At 72.5% G+C, this 18,564-nt stretch carries 14 protein-coding genes; 7 read left to right on the forward strand and 7 right to left on the reverse strand.

Annotated features, from left to right (window positions below; translation table 11 throughout):
* Nucleotides 1-346 precede the first annotated feature (346 nt).
* Together ElP_RS33590 and ElP_RS33595 are read right to left on the reverse strand one after the other, a co-directional pair.
* Nucleotides 347-1,579 (reverse strand): DUF362 domain-containing protein, encoded by a 1,233-nt coding sequence (locus ElP_RS33590; RefSeq protein ID WP_145277788.1) that lies wholly within the window; start codon nt 1,577-1,579, stop codon nt 347-349.
* Nucleotides 1,580-1,749: 170 nt separating this feature from the next.
* Nucleotides 1,750-2,640 (reverse strand): LysR family transcriptional regulator, encoded by an 891-nt coding sequence (locus ElP_RS33595; RefSeq protein ID WP_145277789.1) that lies wholly within the window; start codon nt 2,638-2,640, stop codon nt 1,750-1,752.
* A 161-nt stretch (nt 2,641-2,801) separates the two neighbouring features.
* Between ElP_RS33595 and ElP_RS33600 the strand changes: the two genes are divergently transcribed.
* From ElP_RS33600 to ElP_RS33630, 7 genes are all read left to right on the forward strand, one after another.
* Nucleotides 2,802-3,329: a peroxiredoxin gene (locus ElP_RS33600; RefSeq protein ID WP_145277791.1), complete on the forward strand. Its 528-nt coding sequence runs from the start codon at nt 2,802-2,804 to the stop codon at nt 3,327-3,329.
* 119 nt (nt 3,330-3,448) lie between these two features.
* On the forward strand, nt 3,449-3,982 hold the full coding sequence (locus ElP_RS33605) for a carboxymuconolactone decarboxylase family protein (protein ID WP_145277794.1): 534 nt from the start codon (nt 3,449-3,451) through the stop codon (nt 3,980-3,982).
* Nucleotides 3,983-4,196: 214 nt separating this feature from the next.
* Entirely contained in the window at nt 4,197-4,562 is a 366-nt protein-coding gene (locus ElP_RS33610; RefSeq protein ID WP_145277796.1) for an ArsR/SmtB family transcription factor, read from the forward strand.
* 86 nt (nt 4,563-4,648) lie between these two features.
* The gene (arsB, locus tag ElP_RS33615; protein ID WP_145277798.1) at nt 4,649-5,770 is read left to right on the forward strand and encodes an ACR3 family arsenite efflux transporter; all 1,122 of its coding nucleotides are present in this window, start codon (nt 4,649-4,651) and stop codon (nt 5,768-5,770) included.
* Nucleotides 5,771-5,822: 52 nt separating this feature from the next.
* The gene (locus ElP_RS33620) at nt 5,823-6,512 is read left to right on the forward strand and encodes a low molecular weight phosphatase family protein (RefSeq protein WP_145277800.1); all 690 of its coding nucleotides are present in this window, start codon (nt 5,823-5,825) and stop codon (nt 6,510-6,512) included.
* A 47-nt stretch (nt 6,513-6,559) separates the two neighbouring features.
* The gene (gene arsM / locus ElP_RS33625) at nt 6,560-7,576 is read left to right on the forward strand and encodes an arsenite methyltransferase (protein ID WP_145277802.1); all 1,017 of its coding nucleotides are present in this window, start codon (nt 6,560-6,562) and stop codon (nt 7,574-7,576) included.
* Nucleotides 7,577-7,877: 301 nt separating this feature from the next.
* Nucleotides 7,878-10,043, forward strand: coding sequence for a CotH kinase family protein (locus ElP_RS33630; protein WP_197446575.1), 2,166 nt, complete (start codon nt 7,878-7,880; stop codon nt 10,041-10,043).
* A 126-nt stretch (nt 10,044-10,169) separates the two neighbouring features.
* Here ElP_RS33630 and ElP_RS33635 read toward each other — a convergent pair whose 3' ends face one another.
* The 5 genes from ElP_RS33635 to ElP_RS33655 all read right to left on the reverse strand — a co-directional run bounded on the left by ElP_RS33635 (nt 10,170) and on the right by ElP_RS33655 (nt 18,447).
* Nucleotides 10,170-11,837: an RNA polymerase sigma factor gene (locus ElP_RS33635; protein ID WP_145277806.1), complete on the reverse strand. Its 1,668-nt coding sequence runs from the start codon at nt 11,835-11,837 to the stop codon at nt 10,170-10,172.
* Nucleotides 11,838-12,007: 170 nt separating this feature from the next.
* Nucleotides 12,008-12,985 (reverse strand): bestrophin family protein, encoded by a 978-nt coding sequence (locus ElP_RS33640; protein ID WP_197446576.1) that lies wholly within the window; start codon nt 12,983-12,985, stop codon nt 12,008-12,010.
* A gap of 100 nt (nt 12,986-13,085) precedes the next feature.
* On the reverse strand, nt 13,086-14,834 hold the full coding sequence (locus ElP_RS33645; protein WP_145277810.1) for an FAD-dependent oxidoreductase: 1,749 nt from the start codon (nt 14,832-14,834) through the stop codon (nt 13,086-13,088).
* A gap of 384 nt (nt 14,835-15,218) precedes the next feature.
* A complete protein-coding gene (locus tag ElP_RS33650) occupies nt 15,219-16,814 on the reverse strand; it encodes a glycosyltransferase family 39 protein (RefSeq protein WP_145277812.1) in 1,596 nt (531 codons plus the stop codon).
* A gap of 889 nt (nt 16,815-17,703) precedes the next feature.
* On the reverse strand, nt 17,704-18,447 hold the full coding sequence (locus ElP_RS33655) for an SDR family oxidoreductase (RefSeq protein ID WP_145277814.1): 744 nt from the start codon (nt 18,445-18,447) through the stop codon (nt 17,704-17,706).
* Between the last annotated feature and the right edge of the window lie 117 nt (nt 18,448-18,564).

Consider the following 18,564-nt stretch of genomic DNA (forward strand, 5'->3'; position numbering starts at 1 on the left):
GATTTGATGTCCACACGGGGGACGGCGGCCGATCCCCCGGGACCCGCCGATCGCGTCGCGTCGTCGTCCGGACCCTTTCCCCGACCATCCATCGCCGGGAGGACGGCGGCATCGGCCGCCGGCCGCGACCGGCCCCGTCCACGCGGAGCGGCCCTGGGCGTCGTCCTCCGCCCGGGATCTCTCGACCGGCATCGGGGCCGGGCGGTCTCGGAGGGCGCTGTCTCACGGGCTCGGGGGATTGCGGCCCGCTCGGGCCGGCATCCCGTCGGTTGGGGATCCGACGGGATGCCGCCCGGGAGACTCGCCCCGCCCCGCCCCGGCGGGGTGGGGCGGAGCGGGGGGGCCGTCAGGAGACGTCGATCGTCCGGTGGTCGATCGAGTGCCGACGGCCCCGGGGGGAGTCGAACTCGAAGATGCCGAGGCCCAGGTTCGACGCCAGTCGGATGTGCTGCGGCTGCCGGAAGTCGAAGCCCTCCCGCTCGGCGTCGAGGCCGAGCTTGCCGACGGCGCCGACCGGGGCGAGGCCCTTCTCCTTGCGCTTCGCGTCGATGATCCGCCAGGCGACGTGGTCCATCGCCACCGGGTCGGTGGCCACGAACAGGGCGTTGTTCTCCCAGGTCCATTCGGGCCGGGAGGCCCCCGGGCCCCCCTGGTAGACCCCCTTGATGCCGTCCATGATCTGCAGGACGCACTTCTTGCGGATGATCGGGTGGCTGACCACCTCGGGGATGAACTGGTTGCAGACGTTGGTGTCGGGCGTGCTGTGGGACCGGGCGACGTTGTTGACCAGGCCGTGGCTCATGTTCTTCAGGGCGCCGGTGATGCCGGCCGAGCCGTGGTCCTTGAGCACCGGCAGCAGGACGATCTTGTTCACGCGACGGGTGACCAGCAGGCCCAGGTGGGACCTCCGGGTGCGGTCGTCCTTGGGGTCGAGGCCGGCGGCGACGAGGTTCATCTCGACGAACTCGTCGGGGTCGTAGCCGGTGACCCGGTCGAGGTTGCCGGTGTCGAGGTCGTCGCCCCGGATGTCGACCTGTCGGCCGTTGTAGGCGATGCCCAGGCCGGTCCAGTCGATGCCGTCGGGGACCGCCTCGTGCATCCCGGCGCCGACGAACTCGTCGCGGTAGCGCTCGAAGACGACCATGTCCTTCGGCACGACGCCGGCGGACTTGAGCCCCTCGATGACCTCCAGCATCAGCTCGGTCGAGCTGTTGGCCAGCGGGTTGCCGACGGGATTCATCTTGATGCCGACGACGTCGCCGGGCTCGAAGAGGGTCCGCCAGGCCGAGACGGCGTCGTCGGCCCCGGTCAGCTCGGCCATGCCCCGGGCCAGGGCCTTGCCGATGGCCTCCCGGTCCTTGCGGTCGTCCCGGATCATCGCCGGGTTGCGGACCTCGACGACCCGGCCCGGCCAGGGCCCGGGGACTCCCCAGGCCTCGTCCCCCCCGGCCTCGGCCCCGTCGGCCGCCGCCTTCGGCTGCTGGGCCGAGACCCGGGCCCCGAGGAGCGCCGGCAAGGCCGCCGCCCCGGCCAGGAGCTGTCGCCTGCCGAGGCCGCCGCACGGGTATTTCCTGGACATGATCGGTCCTCCTGCCTCGAAGAAAGGGCGATCGAGAAGAACCGGCCGGGCCCGGCCGCCCGGCCGACCCCCCGAGTGTACGGCCGGCGATCCGGGCGGGATAGCATCGACCCGGGCGGGTGAGGGCCTCGGATCCGCCTCGGGGGGGAGGCGCCTGGGCCGAGCCCGGCTCAGGCGATCGGGTCGAACCGATAGGACCGGAGCGCCTCCAGGAAGGCGAGGGCCAGGCGGGTCTGGTAGCGGTCGGGGTTCCAGCAGGCGGCGACCGTGCGTCGGGGGCGGTCGCCGAGGAGGTGCCGATAGACCCGGTTCGGGCTGGCGTCGACCCTCCGGGCCATCTCGGGGACGAAGGAGATGCCGTGGCCCAGCGCCACGAGTTCCTGCACCATCGCGAGCTGGCCGGTGCGGCCGGTGGCGACCGGCTGGACGGCCCGCTGCTGGCAGAAGCTGCGGATCTGGTCGGAGAGGCAGTGGCCGTCGCCGAGCAGGACGAACGGCTCGGCCCGGACGGCGTCCAGCGGGACGGCGTCCAGCCCGGCCAGCGGGTGGCCGACGGGCAGGGCCAGGACCAGCTCCTCGTCGAAGAGGGGTTCGACGGCCAGGCCCGGCGGGGCATCGGCCGGCAGGGCGAGCACGCCGACGTCCAGCTCGCCGCGCTGGCAGCGCCGGAGCAACGCCTCGGTCACCTCCTCGTCCACCTGCACCGAGGCGCCGGGATGGTCGATCCGGTACGACCGGAGGACCGGCGGCAGCAGGAACGGCGCGATCGTGGGGATCGCCGCCACGACCACCCGGCCGACCCGGCCGTCGTCGAGCAGTTCCCTCGTCGTGTCGTCGGCCAGGGCGACGATCCGGGAGGCCCGGGGCAGCAGCAGCCGGCCGGCCTCGGTCAGCCGGACCGAGCGGCCCGATCGGTCGAAGACCGGGCGACCCAGCTCATGCTCCAGCCTCGCTACCTGCTGGCTCAAGGCCGGCTGCGAGACGCCGGCCTCCTCGGCCGCCCGGGTGAAGCTGCCGAGCTCGGCGATCTTCAGGAAGGTGCGGAGCTGGTTCAGTTCCATAAGGTGAGCTTATCAGATCGATCGGGGAAATTCATTCGACTTATCGTCCGGATTCCCCTAACAATGGGGACGAGCGATCGGCCGGGTCGGAGTCGGGATGGGCCCGGGTCGGGTCCGACCGTCGAGTCGGATCGAATCGAGCAAGTATCCAGGAGCGTGCCGTGCTGAGTGTCGGAGAGAAGTTCCCGGAGTTCCGGGCCAATGCCTGCGTGGGTGCCTCGAAGGACAGCCTGACGACGATCGACAACGAGACCTTTGAGGGGCAGTGGGTCGTCTACTTCTTCTACCCGAAGGACTTCACGTTCGTCTGCCCGACGGAGATCGCCGAGTTCAACAAGCGGCTCGGCGACTTCCAGGACCGCGACGCGATGGTCGTCGGCGGCAGCACGGACAACGAGTTCAGCCACCTGGCCTGGTGCCAGTCCCACGACGACCTGAGGGGCCTGAAGTACCCGCTGGTCGCCGCCCAGACGCTGGCCAGGGACCTGGGGATCCTCCACCCGGACGAGGGGGTCTGCCTGCGGGCGACCTACATCGTCGACCCGGAGGGGACGATCCAGTTCGCCGCCGCCAACGGCCTGGACGTCGGCCGGAGCGTCGACGAGGTGATCCGGGTCCTCGATGCCTTGCAGTCGGGCGAGCTCTGCCCCTGCAACTGGCGGAAGGGCGAGGAGACGCTGAAGGTCTGACCGCCGGGCGGCGGGGAGGCCGGGGCGGGCGCCGACCCCGACCCCGACCGTCCCCGCCCCGGCGCCTGCCCCCCGCCCCGCCCGCCGCCGACTCGCGAGAGAACGAGAAGGAGCCCCGCATGTCCGCCCTGGATACGCTCAAAGAGTCGCTGATCGACGACACGAAGGACCTCCGGCTGAACCTGGGGGCCGTGCTCGGCGGGGGGAGCCTGGAGCCGAGGCAGCGGTACCTGGTCGCCCTGGCCTCGGCCCTGTTCCTCAACGACGCCGAGCTGGCCGGGGCGATCCGGGAGGACGGCGCCGGGCACCTGGACGAGGCCGCCGTCGCCGACGCCAAGGCCGCCGCCTCGATCATGGCGATGAACACGGTGTACTACCGGTTCCGCCACATGATCGGCAAGGAGGCGTACTCCCATCGCCAGGCCGGGCTCCGGATGGGCCGGATGGCCCGGCCGGCCACCGACAAGGCGACCTTCGAGCTGGCCTCGATGGCCTGCGCCGCCCTGGCCGGCTGCGAGGCGTGCATCAAGGCCCACGAGGAGGGGCTGATCAAGGCAGGGGCCGGCGAGGAGAAGGTGCACGACGCCGTCCGCATCGGCGCCGTCGTCCGGGGCTTCCAGACCGCCCTGGTCGCCAGCCGATTGCCGGGCTGATCGGGATGCGGGACCTCACGCGGAGCCGTGGAGCCGCGGAGAGGAAGGGGGAGGGACAGGGGCGGGAACCGCTCCACCGCTCCCCCCTCCCCTTCGCGGCTCCACGCTTCTGCGTGAGGTCCCTTCCCACAGGCCCTTGACCGACCGGCCCTCGTCGGGATAAGATTCGGCGAAGCGAATCCAATAGCCGGGCGCGACCGCCCGGGGGGTGTTGATGGACGCGACGACCTCCGCGACCTCCCTGGCCGAGTCGACGGCGCTGCTCAGGGCGTTCGCCGACCCGGTCCGGCTGAGGCTCCTGAACCTGCTGGTCGGCGACCGGGAGGTCTGCGTCTGCCACCTGCACGAGGCCCTCGGCCTGCCCCAGCCGACCGTCTCCCGGCACCTGGCCCACCTGAGGAAGCTCGGCCTGGTGGTCGGCCGCAAGGACGGCCTCTGGGTCCACTACCGATTGGCCCGGCCGGGGTCGGGCTTGCACCGGACCCTGATCGATTGCGTCGGCGATTGCCTCGGGCCGATCGAGCTGCTCCGGGAAGACCGGAGGAGGCTGGACCGCCTCGTCTCCCGCTGCGGGCCCTGAGCGTCGGGCCCCGCCCTTTTTTTTCGCCCAGTATATTCGCCAAACCGAATTAAACGACCCCCCGAGCCGACCGCGAGGAGCCTTTCATGCCCGCCGCCGAATCGACGACCTGCCGGCCCCTCCCGAGGGGGAGGCTGGCGGTGCTGGACCGCTACCTGACGCTCTGGATCGGCCTGGCGATGGGGCTGGGGGTGCTGATCGGCAACGTGGCGCCCGGGGTGGTGCGGGGGGTCTCGGGGCTGTCGGTCGGCTCGACGTCGATCCCGATCGCCGTGGGGCTGATCCTGATGATGTACCCCCCGCTGGCGAAGGTCCGGTACGAGGAGCTGCCCCGGGTCTTCCGGGACCTGAAGATCCTGGGCCTGTCGCTGGTGCAGAACTGGGTGGTGGGGCCGCTCCTGATGTTCGGCCTGGCCCTGGCCTTCCTGGGGGACCGGCCGGAGTACGCCATCGGCCTGATCCTGATCGGCCTGGCGCGGTGCATCGCCATGGTGATCGTCTGGAACGACCTGGCGGGGGGAGACGCGCAGTACGCGGCGGGCCTGGTGGCGTTCAACAGCGTCTTCCAGGTGCTGGCGTATCCGGCCTATGCGGTGCTGTTCATCGCGGTGCTGCCGCCGCTGTTGGGGTACGAGTTCGGCAAGGTCGACCTCTCGGGGATCTCGATGGGGGAGGTGGCCCGGAGCGTGTTGCTCTACCTCGGCGTGCCGTTCCTGGCGGGCATGGCGACCCGGTTCGCCCTGGTGAGGGCCCGGGGGAGGACGTGGTACGAGGGGAGCTTCCTCCCGAGGATCGCGCCGATCACGCTGGTGGCGCTCCTGTTCACCATCGTGGTGATGTTCGCCACCCAGGGGGGGACCATCGTGAGGATGCCGCTGGACGTGGCCCGGATCGCCCTGCCGCTGCTGGTTTACTTCGTGGCGATGTTCCTCGTCTCCTTCGCGATGGGCAAGGCGCTGGGGGCCGACTACGGCAAGACGGCCACCCTGTCCTTCACGGCGGCGAGCAACAACTTCGAGCTGGCGATCGCGGTGGCGATCGGCGTGTTCGGCATCGGCAGCGGGGCGGCGCTGGCGGCGGTGGTCGGCCCGCTGGTGGAGGTGCCGGTGCTGATCGGCCTGGTCAACGTCTCCCTGGACTTCCGGCGGCGGTTCTTCGCCGGGGGCGTGCCCGGCCCCTCCCCCGGGATGTCGACCGCCCGGCCTTGATCCAATCCCGACGAGTCTCCGAGTCCCCCTCGCCCCAAGGAGCCTTCCCGAGATGATGACCGAGATCCCCGACAACCCCGCCCTGCTGCTGCCCCCGGTGGCCTCCTACGTCTCGTCGATCGCCGAGGCGGTCGGCGACGTGCCCCATGCCGGGGCCGCCGACCGCCTGGCCGGATGGATCGCCAGCAACCTCCGGCCGGGGGAGCCCCTGGAGGTCGTCGTCGTCTGCACCGGCAACAGCCGTCGGAGCATCCTGGGGGCGACGATGGGCAACGTCGCCTCGGCGCACTTCGGGCTGCCCGAGGTCCGCTTCTCCAGCGGCGGGACCGACCCCTCCGCCTTCAACACCCGGACGGTCGACGCGCTGAGGGCGGTCGGCATCGAGGTCTCGCCGACGGGAGACCTGGCCCCTCCCGGCCCCGACGGTGGGCCGAACCCGGTCTACCGGATCCGGTGGGGGGCCGAGGGCGACCCGGCCGCCGAGGCGATCGAGTTCTCCAAGCGGTACGATGACCCGAGCAACCCGAGGTCCGGCTTCGCGGCCCTGATGGTCTGCGACGAGGCCGACGCCTCCTGCCCCGTCGTCACCGGGGCCTCGCTCCGGCTCTCGATCCCCTTCGCCGACCCGAAGGAGGCCGACGACACCCCCGAGGAGGCCTCCCGGTACGCCGAGCGCCGGGACGACCTGGCCCGGCTGATGGCCCGGGCGCTGTCGAGGGCGAAGGAACGCCTGAATCGTTGAGTTCCTCGGTGGACGTTCATATCCTCATTTCGATAAGGAGCGATCCGATGTCCGACGCGATCACGAACGCCGTGCGGTCGAAGTACGGCTCGGTGGCCGGCAGCGGCCTGTCGAGCGAGCACTCCGGGGTCCGGGCGGTGGCCGAGGCGTTCGGGTACAGCCCCGAGGAGCTGGCCTCGATCCCCGCCGGGGCGAACATGGGACTCTCCTGCGGCAACCCGACGGCCACGGCGAACCTCCGGGAGGGCGAGGTGGTGGTCGACCTCGGCGCCGGGGGGGGGCTGGACGTGCTGCTGGCGGCGAGGAAGGTCGGGCCGACGGGCAAGGCCGTCGGAATCGACATGACCCCCGAGATGGTCGACCTGGCCCGCCGGAACGCCGAGGCCGCCGGCGTCTCCAACGTCGAGTTCCACCTGGCCACCATCGACGACCTCCCGCTGGCGGACGCCTCGGTCGACTGCGTCATCAGCAACTGCGTGATCAACCTCGCCCCGGACAAGCCCGCCGTGCTCCGGGAGGTCGCCCGGGTCCTGAAGCCGGGGGGGCGGCTCGCGGTCAGCGACATCGCCCTCAAGAAGGACCTGCCGGGGGAGCTGGGCAACGACCTGATGGCCTACGTCGGCTGCATCGCCGGGGCGATCCCGATCGACGACTACCGCCGGATGCTGCTCGACGCCGGCTTCTCGGGGGTCGAGGTGGTGGACACCGGCGCCGACCTGAACGCCTACGCCAAGGTCGAGAACCAGGCCGCCTGCTGCCCGCCGCCGTCGGCCTCGGGCCCGGCGATCGAGGCCAAGGCCGCCGAATCCTGCTGCTCGCCCGCGCCGGCGTCGACCGGCTTGCCGATCGCCGAGGCCGGGTGCTGCTCGGCCCCGACGCCCTCCCCGGCCCCGACCCCGGCCGGGCTGTCGGTGGTCGACTCGGGATGCTGCTCCCCCGCACCGGCCCCGGCCGTCTCCCCCGACGATGCGGCGCTGCACGACCGCCTGGCCGACCTGCTGAGGCGGTACGACGTGAACGACTACGCCGCCAGCGTCCGGGTCTTCGCCGTGAAGCCGGGCTGATCGGCCGGGCCGCCGGGGAACCGGCCTCCCGCCCCGGGCCCCGCCCGGGCGCGGGGCGGGGGGCGCACGTCGGAACGCCGCTTCATTCCTATTCGTGTGTCATTCTTGGTGGTAACCGGGGGAAAGGCTCCTCCCCCGGCCCTGCCCTCTCCGACGCGAGGAGGCGCCCCCTACCCCCAGGGTCATCGCGATGCACATCCCCGGCATTTCCCGAGGCGGCCGCCCGATCCGACGACGCCCCCGAGGCCGAAGGCCCTCCCCACTGTCGGCCGCTCCCGAGCGGCTGGAGCCGAGGGCCCTGATGGACTCGGCGTCCGGCCCGATCATCAGCGAGTTGCTCGCCTCCAACGCCGAGGGACTCAGAGACCAGGACGGCGACCGCTCCGACTGGGTCGAGATCCACAACCCGACCGCCTCGGCGGTCGACCTGGTGGGGTGGTCCCTGACCGACGACGAGGCCGAGCCGGGCAAGTGGGCCTTCCCGGGCGTGGTGCTGCCGCCGGGCGGGTTCCTCGTCGTCTTCGCCTCGGACAAGGACCGGGCGGACCCGGCCGGGGAGCTGCACGCGAACTTCAAGCTCGGGGCCGAGGGGGAATACCTCGGCCTCGTCCGGCCCGACGGGGTGGTGGCCGACGCCTACGCCCCGGGCTTCCCCGAGCAGGAGGCGGACCGCTCCTTCGGCGTCGCCTTCGGGCCGGGCGGCGCGGTCGCCTCGCCCCTCGATCGCCGGGCGTTCGCCCTGCCGACGCCCGGTGGCCCGAACCGGGAGGGCGAGCCCGGGGCCGTCGAGCCGGTCGTCGCCGGCGTGCCGAGGGGCTTCTACGACGCCCCCTTCCTGCTGACGCTCGGCTCGGCGACGGAGGGGGCCGAGATCCGGTTCACGATCGACGGCAGCACGCCGACGGCCGAGCACGGCTTTATCTACGCCGGCCCGCTGGTGGTCGACCGCACCATGGTGGTCCGGGCAGCGGCCTTCAAGGAGGGGGACAGCCCCGCCCCCCCGGGGGCCTGGACCTATCTCTTCCTGGACGACGTGCTGCGGCAGTCCCCCGACGGCCGGGCCCCGCTCGGCTGGCCGGAGACCTGGGGGGCGCACGTCGTCGACTACGGGATGGACCCGAGGATCGTCAACCACCCCCGGTTCGGCGGGGAGCGGCTGAAGGCCGCCCTGCGGTCGATCCCGACGATCTCCCTGTCGACCGACCTGCCCAACCTGTTCGACCCGGCCTCGGGCATCTACGCCAACTCCACCCAGGAGGGGAGGGAGTGGGAACGTCCGGTCTCGGCCGAGCTGATCAACCCCGACGGCTCGACGGGGTTCCAGATCAACGCCGGACTGCGGCTCCGGGGCACCTCCAGCGGGGTGATCACCAACCCGAAGCACTCGCTCCGACTGTTCTTCCGGTCCGAGTACGGCGCCCCGAGGCTGGAGTACCCGCTGTTCGGGCCCGAGGGGGCCGACTCCTTCGCCCGGGTCGACCTGAGGACCGACCAGAGCATCTCCTGGGGCTTCAAGGGCAACCCGAACGCCACCTTCGCCACCGAGGTCTTCGCCCGCGACACGATGCGGGACCTGGGCCAGCCCTACACCCGCAGCCGCTATTATCACCTCTACATCAACGGCCAGTACTGGGGCCTCTACCAGAGCGAGGAGCGCCCCGACGCCAACTTCGGCGCCACCTACTTCGGCGGCGACCCCGACGACTTCGACGTGATCCGCCCCGAGAACGGCGCCATGATCGGCGCGACCGACGGCGACCTCGGGGCCTGGTCCCGGCTCTGGCAGGCGGCCACCGCCCCCGGCGGCCTGGCCTCGGACGGGGCCTACTACCGGATCCAGGGGCGAAACCCCGACGGCTCGCCCAACCCCGAGTTCGAGAACCTGGTCGACGTCGACAGCCTGATCGACTACATGCTCACGACCCTCTACATCGGGAACATCGACGGCCCGATCAGCCGGTTCAACGGCCAGTTCGCCATCAACAACTTCTACGTGATCCGGGACCGGACCGGCGACGACGGGTTCCGGTTCCTCATGCGGGACGCCGAGTTCTCGCTGCTCCGCCCGACCGAGAACGTCAACGGCCCGGTCCCGATCGGCTCGGAGTTCGCCACGTTCAACCCCCAGTACCTGCACCAGCAATTGCTGGCGAACCCGACCTACCGGCAGAAGTTCGCCGATCGGGTCGATCAGACCTTCTTCGGCGACGGGCCGCTGACCCCCCGGGCCTCGATCGCCCGGTTCCGGGCCCGGGCCGACGCGATCGGCCCGGCGATCCTCGGCGAGTCGGCCCGTTGGGGTGACGCCCAGCGCCCCCGGGCCCCGCTGACGGAGCAGGACTGGCGCCGGGCCGTCGGCCGGGTCGTCCGGGGCTACCTGCCCGTCCGGACCCGGGTCGTCCTCAACCAGTTCCGGGCCCTCGGCCTGCTCCCCGGGCCGCGTCCCCCGCGCTTCCCCCGGGCGTAGCGGGGGCCTGCCCCCCGATCGGCTCCGGACGTAGCGGGGGCCATCCCCCCGGCGACCGGGACTCGTCGAGGACCCGCCGACCGCGGCTCCGAGACGGTCCGCGGCCACTCCCCCCGGGCGCCTCGGTCAGCGATCCGAGGCGCGGAGGGCCTCCAGGACCGCGTCGAGCTTCCGCTCCAGGGCGTCGATGCGGCGGTCCCGGGGATCGGTCGCCGAAAGGTCGACCGAGGTGCGGCGGGCGGCCGGGTCGAGGGGCGGGGGCTCGATGTTGAGCGACGGCGTGAGGCTCCCGGTCGACGGGACGGCGGGCACCTTGGGGCCGGAGAGGGCGTCTTTCATGGCCGAGAGGCGACCGATCGCCAGGTCGAGGGTCCGGGCCCGGACCTCCAGCCCTCGGATCGTCCCGCCGAGTTGCTCGACGAAGTCTTCGTGCTCGGCGAGCATTACTTGCTCCGCAGACTGGAGATCCCGCATCAGGGCCCCGTCGATCTCGCCATCCGGGGGGGTCAACGTCGCGTCGGCGATCATCGCGTTGAGGGCGTCGCGTCGGCGCCTCAGCGTTGAGAACGCATGATGATATTTCGCCAACGCAGTCGCGACCTGCGTCCGCTGTTCCTGCATCGCCCTGAGTTCCGCTTCGGTGGCCTCGATGGCGCCCGCGAGGATTTGGTCCACCTCCTGATCAATGCCCGGCACCGCCTCGAGGATCTGCTCGAGGTCGAAGCCTTCGGGGATCGTGTACGCCGAGAACGACTCGGGCTCCCAGATGAACTGGATGACGCCCGAAACCTCGGCCGGGGGCAAGGCGGACCCATTGACGATCGGACCCGGATCGAGGGCGGGCGGCGCGACGGATGGGGCCTCGGCGGCCCGGGGAGGCTCGACGGCGGCGGGGATCGGGGCGGGATCATCTCCCTGGCGGGCGGAGACGGCACCGATCCCGACGGTGAGGGCCACGGCGGGGATGGCGACGAGCATCGTCTTGACGATTGCGTTCCAGCGCATCGAAGTCAGCACTCCTTGGGAAAGGGAAACGACCCGGGCCGCGGCCGACCCGGCCAGGCCCGATGACCCGGCCGCGAACTCCACCGCGAGCCGTGTCGTGGGGTCGATCAATGATCTCGGGACGGCGGCGATCGACCGGCGGGCGGCGATCGTCGCCGCGAGGGCCCCGACTGCGGCCGGGGCCAGCCCCCGGCGGGCGAGTCGGGTCCGGAGCAGGTCCCGGGCCCGGGCCAGGCGGCCCTTCACCGTGCCCACCGGCCAGCCGAGGAGGGCGGCGGCCTGCTCATGCGTCAGGCCTTCGAGGTAGCAGAGGACGACCGGGGCGCGATACGACTCCGGCAGCCGTCCGAGTTCCTCGTGCAGGACCGGGGCGAGGTCGTCGGGCGGCCGGTCGCAGGCCGAGGCGGGGACGGCGTCGGCCACCCGACGCTCCCGGACCCGACGCCGGGCGGCCGAGAGCCGGGCCTTGCGGGAGACCCGGCAGGCGACCCCGTGCAGCCAGGCGGCCACCGACCGGCGTCGGCCAATCGACCCGGCCCGTCGGGCGAGCACGAGGAAGGTTGCCTGGAAGGCGTCCTCGGCCTCGTGCCGGTCTCGCAGCTGGGCGAGGCAAGTGGCCAGGACCATCGGGCCGTGCCGATCGACCAGGGCGGAAAAGGCGTGCTCGGCCCCGGGGCCGTCGGCCTCGAGGAAGCGGTCGAGCAGATGGGCGTCCTCCAGGCCGCCGACCGCCCCGACCTCGAACAGCACCCGGAGGGGGCGAGCCACCCCCGATTGACCGCGAGCCATCCCGGATCCTCCCTGATGCAGGGTCTTCCAGCCCTTCCCGCTCACGTATCAAGTGCCCGAGGGCCGGCCCGACGATACGGATTTCCGCAGGCCGGCGGAAGAATCCCCCGCCCGACCCGGGGCCGCCCGGCCCAGGGCGGGGGGCCGGGACGTTCCCGCGTCGGCGAATTTCAGAACACCTTGCTGTAGGCCTTCGGGGCGGCGGGCCGGGATCGGGGGGAGGAGCATCGGAGTAGGCCGGCGACGTCGGCGGCGATGGAGCGGGCGAGGGTGTCGGTGGGCAGGTCGTTGCAGTCGAGGCCGAAGGGCTCCTCGATCTCCTCGGCCATCAGCTCCAGGCCGAGCAGGGCGAAGACGATCAGCATGACCAGCGGCACGGCGAGGTAGCCGTACTCGGGCACCAGGCCGACGGGCAGGATGGCGGCATAAGAGAGGATGAAGGACTTGATGAAGACGCTGTAGGAGAAGGGGATCGGCGTGCGTCGGATCCGGTCGCAGGCCCCGACCACGTCGAGCAGGCCGTGGGAGTGCGGCCGGGTGGCCAGCAGGTCGAAGCCGTCGAGGACGCCCCGGCGCCGGAGGTCCTGGAGCCGGGCGATGATCTCCCCGGCGACCAGCGTCGGGACGTGGGAAGGGGGCTCGGCCCGGGGGACGGGGCGGCCGTCGCCGCCCCGGAGGGGATCGGGGTCGTCGGGGTCGGTGGCGTGATCGGCCCGGAGGCGGTCGAGGATCGACGGGTCGACGGCGCCCCGGAGGTGGCCGCTGAGGGCGAGGGCGAAGTCGCCGAGCAGCCGGGCGAAGGCGGATCGGTCGTCGAGGGCCTCGGGGGGGAGCAGGGAATCGAGCTGCAACGCGAGGGTCCGGGAGTGGTTGACCAGCGTCCCCCACTGCTTGCGGCCCTCCCACCAGCGCTCGTAGGCGGTGTTGGTCCGGAAGACCATGATGATGCCCAGGATCACCCCCAGCAGCGAGAACGTGCCGGAGATCGACCGACCGCCCTCCAGGTCGAACCGGAGGATCAGCGCCGTCAGGGCCGAGGCGTACAGGCCGACCAGCAACACGCCCCGGGCGATCCGGACGAGGGTCCAGCTCGACCCGAGGTGGCGGATGTCTCGGAGCCAGTCTCGGTTCGGGTCGTAGGTGATCATGGATGGGGCGGGCCCGGGGTGGCGGATGAGGGAGGGCGGATGCCGGGATCGCGACGAGGGACGTCCCCCGGTCATTCGCCGTCGGGCATCGGGCCCGCCGTCATCCGCCGGCCGATCCGGCGACACCGGCGGGTCGGAGGGGGGGGGCGGGGGGTCGGGACCGGAACTCGTCGAGGACCCGGTGGATGAACTGGACGGCGATGGAGCCCTCGCCGACGGCGGAGGCGACGCGCTTGACCGAGTCGGCCCGGATGTCGCCGACGGCGAAGATGCCCGGGCGGCTGGACTCCAGGATGTGGGGGGGGCGTTCCAGCGGCCAGCCGTCGTCGGGGCCGACGTGGCCGCCGACCCGGACGAATCCCTTGGCGTCGAGCGTCAGGCAGCCGGGCAGCCAGCCGCTGTTGGGCGCCGCGCCGATCATCAGGAAGACGTGGCGGATCGGCCGGGCCTCCTGCTCCCCGGTGTCCCGATGCCGCCAGGTGACCGACTCCAGGTGGCGGTCACCCCCGAGGCCCGAGATCTCGGTGCACGTCCGCAGGGTGATCCGGGCCGAGGCCTCGATCCGGCCGACGAGGTAGTCGGACATGCTGTCGGCCAGCCGGTGTCCCCTCACGAGCATGTGCACGTGTTTCGCATGATTCGACAGGAAGACCGCCGCCTGGCCGGCCGAGTTGCCGCCGCCGACCACCACCACCTCCTCGTCGGCGCAGAGGCGGCTCTCCAGCGAGGTGGCGGCGTAGTGGATGCCGACGCCTTCATACGAGCGGGCCTCGGGCAGATCCAGGCCCCGGTAGCGGGCGCCGCAGGCGATCACCACCGTCCGGGCCAGGGCGACGCCGCCGTCCTCCAGCAGGATGCGGTACGGGTGGACGTCGCAGTCGATGCCGACGACCGTCCGGGGCAGGACGATCTTGGCGCCGAACTTCATCGCCTGCACCTGGGCCCGGCCGGCGAGCGACTGGCCGGACAGGCCGGTCGGGAAGCCGAGGTAGTTCTCGATCTTGGAGCTGGTGCCCGCCTGGCCGCCGGGGGCCTCGGCCTCGATCACCAGGGTCGAGAGCCCTTCCGACGCCGCGTAGACGGCCGCCGCCAGGCCCGAGGGGCCGGCGCCGACGACGGCCACGTCGTAGGAGCACCCCGGGTCGAACCCCTCGGCCAGGCCGAGGCACTCGGCCAGCTCGGCGTTGCTCGGGTTGCGCAGGACCTCGTCGTCGGGGCAGAAGACGACCGGGCCGCAGCCGGGGGCCAGGCCGAGGCCGTCGAGGGCGGCCCGGGCGTGGTCGGAGGCGTCGGCGTCGAGCGACCGGACCGGGTAGCCGTTGCGGCGGAGGAAGCGCTCGATCCGCAGGCCGTCGGGGCAGAGCTGGGAGGCGATCAGGGTGACGGAGGCCTGCTCGTGGTCGATCAGCCCCTTGCGCCTCAGGATGAAGGCCCGCATGATCACGTCGCCGATGTCCGGCTCGGCCAGCAGCAGCTTGCGGAACTCGAGCCGGGGGATGCGGATCACCCGGCCGTCGGCCCCCATGCGGCCGTCGACGAGGATCTTGCGGTCGTTGAACAGGTCCAGCTCGCCGGTGAACTGCCGGTCGCCGTGGACGGTGACCACGTGGGGCCCGTCGCAGTCGTGGGCGAGGATCTCGATGCAGCCCTCCAGGACGATGAAGAAGTCGACCGACCGCTCCCCCCGGCGGAAGAGGGTCGTCCCCACCGGCGTCGGCTCGATGGAGCCGAACCGGGAGGCGCGGAGGATCTGGTCGGCGGAGAGCCTGGGGAAGATCTCCGCCCGGCGCTGATAGGCGTCGTTCAGGTCCGGCGGGGCCGCCTCCTCGGCGACGTCGGTTCGGTCCATCGTCTGGGGATCCTGTCGGGGCCGGTCGGTCGTGGGAGTGGTCTCTCCTGGCCCCGACGATTATACCGCCCGCGACGGCCCGGCGACGCCGGCCCGCCCCGAGTCCCGTCCCCCTCATCGGGGCGAGATCGCGTCGACCGGTCGCCCATGGGCAGGCCGAGGACGCCCCGGCCGTCGCCGGACTCGGTGTCCCCGACGAGCTGCGGCCGTCCCGCCTCTCGGGCCTCCCCATCGGCCTACGCCTCGATTCGGAGGGATGCCGACGACCGCGTCATGTTCACCGCGGTCGAGCGTGCTCTCGACGCGGTTCTCCGCCTCCCGGGTCGAAGGGATGCACTGGCCCTGCGTCCTGCCGGCCGGGATCGCCCCGTCCTCGCACGAGCATCAAGGGGTTCCACGAGGACGAGGGGCGTCCCCGTGCCGATCGGCCTCGGGCTCGACCCGGAAGAGCCGGTAGGCCCGGTCCCAGCGGTGGTCCGGCCCCCGGGCCAGTTCCTCGACCCGGCCGACCCGGCGGAGGCTCGGCAGGTCGCGCCCCCGGGCGATCACGGCGAAGGGATCGGGCGAGGGGGGGGCGTCGGCCAGGCGATCGGGGCCGTTGAACCACGAGGCGGGGCGGTCGAGGTAGAACAATCGGACGGCCAGGTCATGCGGCACCGGGCCGAAGGGGGTGGGGTAGGGCAATCGGTCCCAGGGGTCGGGGCCGTCCCAGGCGTAGAGCAAGAGGAGCGGGGCCTCGGGGGGGACCCGGCGGGCGGCCTCGAGGTACCAGGACCACTCCCGGCCCCGGTCCTCGAACCGGGGGATGACGGCGACGTGGGCGACCGCCACCCCCACGCCGATCGCGCCGAACAGGCCGATCGCCCCCCGACGGATCCGGTCGCTCGACCACCCCCGACGGCCTCGGAGCCGGTCCCCCAGGCGGGCCAGGCCGAGGGCCCCCCAGATCGACCAGGGGGGAAGGGCGTGGATCAGATAGTGATCATTCCGGACTGAGGCACATGCGAGTAATGCCGTGGGCACCACCGCCCAGGCCCAGAGAAGGCGGTCGGGGCCGGCCCGATCGGCCCGGGCCCGGCCGAAGGAGTTCCGGGCGCCGACGAGGGCGATGGGGGTCCAGGGGAGCATCTGGACGGACGGGGAGAGCAGGAAGCTCGGCAGGGGCTCGCCGGCGAACTGCCGGGGGTCGGTCGAGATCCGGTCGGTGACGTGGCCGAGCCAGAGCCCGACCGCCTCCGGATGCCTCGACGCGATCACCATCGGCCAGGCCAGGGCGATCAGGCCCGACAGCAGCCAGCCCGGGGGCCAGGCCAGGCGCCGGAGGGCCCGGGCGTCCCGGTCCCAGGTCAGGACGGCGGCGATCGTCGCCGTCGCCAGGGCCGCGCCGAAGCCCACCCCCTTGGCCAGAGACGTGCCGCCGAGCAGCGCGAAGAACGCCCATCGCCAACGGCCCTCCTCGCCGTCGTCGGCCGACCGGAGGCGGTCGAACGCGCAGATCGTCGAGGCGACGAGCAGGGCGAGGACCATGTCGGCGTCGGCCAGCCGGCCGCGGTGGATCGACCAGGAGGCGGTCAGCTGCACCGCCCCGGCCAGCAGCCCGATCCTTGGGCCGAACCTCCGGCCCGCCATCCCCGAGACCAGCATCGCCAGGCCGAAGGCCGACAGCGCGGACGGCAGGCGGCTGGTCGCCTCGTCGACCCCGCCGGAGAGTCCGGAGAGCAGCGCCACCAGCCAGTGCGACAGCGGGGGCTTCTCCAGCCAGGGCCGGCCGCCGATCGTCGGCACCAGCCAGCCGGCCCCGGGCCCGGCCTCGAGCAGCTCCCGGGCCCCCTGGGCGACGATCGCCTCGTGGTAGCTCAGCCGACGGGCCCCCCCCAGGCCGACGCCCAGCACCAGCGCCGCCAGGAGCCCGAGCAGCCACCCCGAGGCCCCGGACCCGGCCGGATCCGGACCTCCCCCGATCGGCCCCGTCGTCGCCATCCGCGTCGCCTCCCCGACCCGGCACCTCGCCTCGACCCGCTCATCCGACCGGGTTCGAGCCGTCAGCTTAGGAGATGACCCGGGTCCCGGGAAGGCGAGCCTGCCCGGCCCCGGCGGCTCCGCCCGTTACGCGTCGATCCTCGCGTAACGGGCGGAGCGTACAGGACCTGGACGGTCGGCCCCAGGCCGGTGGCGGGGGGAGTCGAGCCCCGATCCTCCGGGTCGGCCACCCATCGCCCTCCCGGATCCTGCTCCCCCATGGCCCGATCGCGATCGACCCGGATCCCCCCTTGACCCGGGCCGGATCCCCCCTCGACCCGTTGACATCCGCCGGGGGAAAACCCGTCGACGGCGCGTCGCGCCGGCGCGTATGGCGCCCTCACCGTCGACACCCCCATTCCCCTTCCCGATTCCCGACACAATTCCCCCCCGGCCCGTGCCGGCGGGCGCGACGGCGCCGTCGACGGGTTTTCCCCCGGGGAGGGAGAACGTTCGGCCTACTCAAATTCCTGCCACAGAACGACTTGTGGGTGACCTTGTCGGAACGTGAACGGCGCGAGGCGGCCTCTCCGGAGAAGAAGAATATCTTTTCGTTACTCTACGTAATCAAAGACGGAAAGGTGCAGGTCATTCGTCAGCGTACAGTATCGGTATGGAGCGAACACGGGAAATCTATCCGCCAGGGGAGGCCTGGGCGGACGCGGTCGCACCCGGTCGTCCGGGACACGCTCGGTCGCATTGAGTTCGGGGGAGGCTCGCCCAGGCCGACCGGGGCGTCCCGGTCCGGCCCGGAGGCCGCCACGCGCCCAGGCCTCCCGGCCGAGGCCGCCGCGCCCCCGACGTCGGGGGGCGGGCCGGGTCGGGGCGGCGGGGTGAGAGCGGCGACGGGTCAGCCCTCGCCCATCTCCGCCTCGATGACGCCCTTCGCGAAGGAGTCGTAGGCGCCGCCGATCCGCCTGGCCATCGAGTCGGGGAAGACGTGGAACTCGCCCGCGGCGAGGGCGGCGACGATGGCCTCGGCGACGAGACCGGGGGGCTCGGCGATCTCGGAGAGGCCGGCGTCGTGGCCCATGTCGGTGGCGATCGGCCCCGGGTGCACGCTCAGGATCTCCACCCCGTCGCCGGCCGCCAGCGACCGGAGCGCCTGGGTCAGCGAGTAGGAGGCGGCCTTCGAGGCGCAGTAGGTCGAGAACTGGGGGAAGCACTTCAGGGAGACGACGGAGTTGAGCTGCACGAACGCGCCGCCGCCGTTGGCCTTGAGGACCGGCAGGAAGGCCTGGGCGACCCGGAGCAGGCCGAAGACATTTGCGTCCAGCTCGAAGGCGAGCGACTCGAAGGCGTGGTCGTCCCGGGCCGTCGCGGCCTTCAGGACTCCCGCGTTGTTGACGACCAGCCGGACGTCCCTGGCGAGGCCGGCCGCGGCCGAGATCGTCTCCGGTCGGGTCAGGTCCAGCTCGACCGGCCTGACCCGGTCGCCGTACGCCTCCACGAGCGGCCGGGCCGACTCGGGGTCGCGGACCGCCGCGTAGACCGCATTCGCGCCGTGCTTGATCAGGGCCTCGACGATGGACTTTCCGATCCCCCGGTTCGCGCCGGTGACCAGCGCCGTCTGCCCGTCCACGAGGAATGCCATCGGGTGTTGCCGCCTTTGCTGGAGCGAGGGTGTCGGCCCGGGGTGGAACCCCGGCCCGTCTCGAAGGTGGGTCCGCGCAGCCCGAACCGCCGCCGCACCTCCGCTCGAGGCGGGCAG

The organism is Tautonia plasticadhaerens, from assembly GCF_007752535.1.
Taxonomy (GTDB): Bacteria; Planctomycetota; Planctomycetia; order Isosphaerales; family Isosphaeraceae; genus Tautonia; species Tautonia plasticadhaerens.